Source organism: Belnapia sp. AC561 (assembly GCF_979252845.1).
Window position 1 is genome coordinate 1 of the sequence record NZ_CEEDBP010000335.1, and the last position, 254, is coordinate 254.

A 254-nucleotide genomic window follows, 5' to 3' on the forward strand; every position below is an offset into this window, starting at 1 on the left:
CGGCAAACAGATGGAGGTTTTCGCCGACCTTCAGGCCCGCATAAAGCGCCAACTGCTGCGGCACCAGCGCCAGGCTGCGCGGGCCACCCCAAACGATTTCCCCTTGCTGCGTGGCAAGCACGTTGCTGAGCAGCGAGAGCAGGGTGGTTTTGCCGGCGCCGTTGCTGCCCAGCAGGCCCAGGCATTGGCCCGCTTGCAGTTGCAGGTCGATGCCGGACAAGGCCGCGCGGGTGGCGCCGGGGTAGCTATAACTG

The 254-nt window shown here is 66.1% G+C and carries 1 protein-coding gene; it reads right to left on the reverse strand.

The window, feature by feature from the left end:
• Positions 1-254: ATP-binding cassette domain-containing protein (locus AC0IW9_RS31310; protein ID WP_471652190.1), on the reverse strand; the 254-nt coding region annotated here is incomplete at both ends.